We start from the raw sequence: 1,829 nt of genomic DNA on the forward strand, positions 1-1,829 counted from the left end.
AAACCTAGAATGCTAAAAATCGTAGCGAATAAGCGATGCCTAAGGCTTACCAGGGCAAGGATCGCGAAGCCTGCCGTTGTCAGGTAGATTGCTCGTTGCATCATACACATTGGACAGGGGTTCATGCTGGCAAATGGCTCAACGTAGCTGGCAATCAGCACGAGGCCTGTGCCGATAATTGCTATAGCCGCCGCAATCAAGGAATTTGGAAGTTTCACTTAACGTGGATCTCTTATGTTTTTCAACGGAGTATGCTTCCATTGTCGCGATCTGGCCGTTGATTTGGCGAGTTAAGTCTTCTTAATTTTTGTGAACTGCGACCATGGGCTACAAATAGTCACCGTTCATAACAAGCACTCTTGCTCGGCTCAACTTATACTTTGTGCCGACAAATAAACTCTTTAAGATAAACAAACTCTTTAAGGAACGTATGTATGAAGTTTGCTCTGGCTTTTATCCTCAGCATGTTCGTCACCTCTTGGGCTGTTGCGGAAGATGGCGAGACGCCAAGTAAAAGATCGATTTACCACAACATCTCTCCTGCATTTGTCAGTAATTTTGGTTTGTCTGAAAAAAAGCTTTCTTACGTTAAAGCGGAAGTGTCATTGAAAGTTGAAAATGAAGAGCTTTTAGAGAAAGTGAAGCAAAATGAAGCGTTGGTGCGTCATCAAATCGTCATGTTGCTTTCAGCACAAACAAAAGAGCAAATGAGTGCGCCTGCGGCACAAGAGACGATTCGTGTTGCTGCTTTAAGTAGAGTGAAAGAGGCATTGGCAGAAGAGATTGGTAAAACGGGAGTGGAAGATTTGCTGTTTACCAGCTTTGTTGTTCAGATTTGAGAGATCTTAGTGTCAGCGGCTCAGGAGGTATCGAGTCGCTTTCTTTAACAAGTACTTTTCAAAGCGCTGATTAACAGTCTGTTTAAGAGGCAATGCGGGCAGAACTCGGCGCGTCTTCTAGCGCTACGTCGTTGCCGTCTTCCCAGCCTGCTTCCCAAGCGGCAAGCACCACTTCACTCATTGCAGGTCGCCTGTTACGGTCAGAGCCCATAACGCCCGCCATGTAGCCTTGCTTGTAAGCTTTGTTTAGAGAATCAATATTCCAGCTTAAAGAAATGTCTTCGGCCATGGGCCACTCCACTTTCAATAGGCTGCCTTCGCACTTTGAGCGACACAGAGCTTCATTCACCCTGTTTTCGTTCGACTTCCAGCGGTTCGGCGCGCTTCTTAGTCAACACTAGTTTTCGGTAGTGTAGTTCGTAAAATGTGGTTTGCTTCTGTTTTTTTGATTAGCGCTACTCCGAAGAGTTGCGCGTGAGTGCATCCTTGCCCTCAGTACACATTTACGAATTACATATCTTTACGTTAGTGCAATGAACACTACTCTGCATGTCAAATATGTTTCTTTATGTATGAGCTTGTAATTTTGACGAAACAATTCGTTACATACACTTACAAAATTAGCATAGGTTTCAGTATCTGCAAATTGGGCATAGTGACAGTTTTGTTAGAAACGTGACGGAAGCGAATTTCGGTACTTAATATTTGCGAGCTGCGTATCACCGCGTATGCGTTTTGTGAAGCGTGTTGCACGGTAATTAATACGATAAGGCGGATGTTTAAATAAGGGGGGCGTCTCAAAGAATGTAGGCGCAAAGAGTCATAGAGAATAGGCGTTTCAGCTGAAACGATCTAGCGCATATAGCGCAAGATCAGTAACCTTGGCGCCGACCGGCGTTGGATGAGTCTGGTCTAGCTGACGTAGTCCGAAAGAAACTTGTCAAAAGAAACCGTATCTCCTTGTTTGATTTGCTCAGCGTTATCATGGCT

The 1,829-nt window shown here is 44.7% G+C and carries 3 protein-coding genes; 1 reads left to right on the forward strand and 2 read right to left on the reverse strand.

Features of this window, described 5'->3' with window-relative positions; translation table 11 throughout:
• The coding region (locus A3751_RS13620) for a disulfide bond formation protein B (RefSeq protein ID WP_156492458.1) at positions 1 to 218 on the reverse strand (218 nt) is incomplete at its 3' end.
• Positions 219 to 434: 216 nt separating this feature from the next.
• On the opposite strand from A3751_RS13620, the gene A3751_RS13625 reads away from it, so the two are divergent.
• The gene (locus tag A3751_RS13625) at positions 435 to 839 is read left to right on the forward strand and encodes a flagellar basal body-associated FliL family protein (RefSeq protein ID WP_068456986.1); all 405 of its coding nucleotides are present in this window, start codon (positions 435 to 437) and stop codon (positions 837 to 839) included.
• Between the two features lie 82 nt (positions 840 to 921).
• Here A3751_RS13625 and rmf read toward each other — a convergent pair whose 3' ends face one another.
• Positions 922 to 1,128, reverse strand: a complete 207-nt coding sequence (gene rmf / locus A3751_RS13630; protein ID WP_068456989.1) for a ribosome modulation factor — start codon at positions 1,126 to 1,128, stop codon at positions 922 to 924.
• Positions 1,129 to 1,829 lie beyond the last annotated feature (701 nt).

It is taken from the genome of Oleiphilus sp. HI0080, assembly GCF_001635135.1.

Excerpts from the sequence above, each read along its gene's own strand:
- rmf (WP_068456989.1), bottom strand. The coding sequence starts at position 1,128 with ATGGCCGAAGACATTTCTTTAAGCTGGAATATTGATTCTCTAAACAAA.
- A3751_RS13625 (WP_068456986.1), top strand. The coding sequence starts at position 435 with ATGAAGTTTGCTCTGGCTTTTATCCTCAGCATGTTCGTCACCTCTTGG.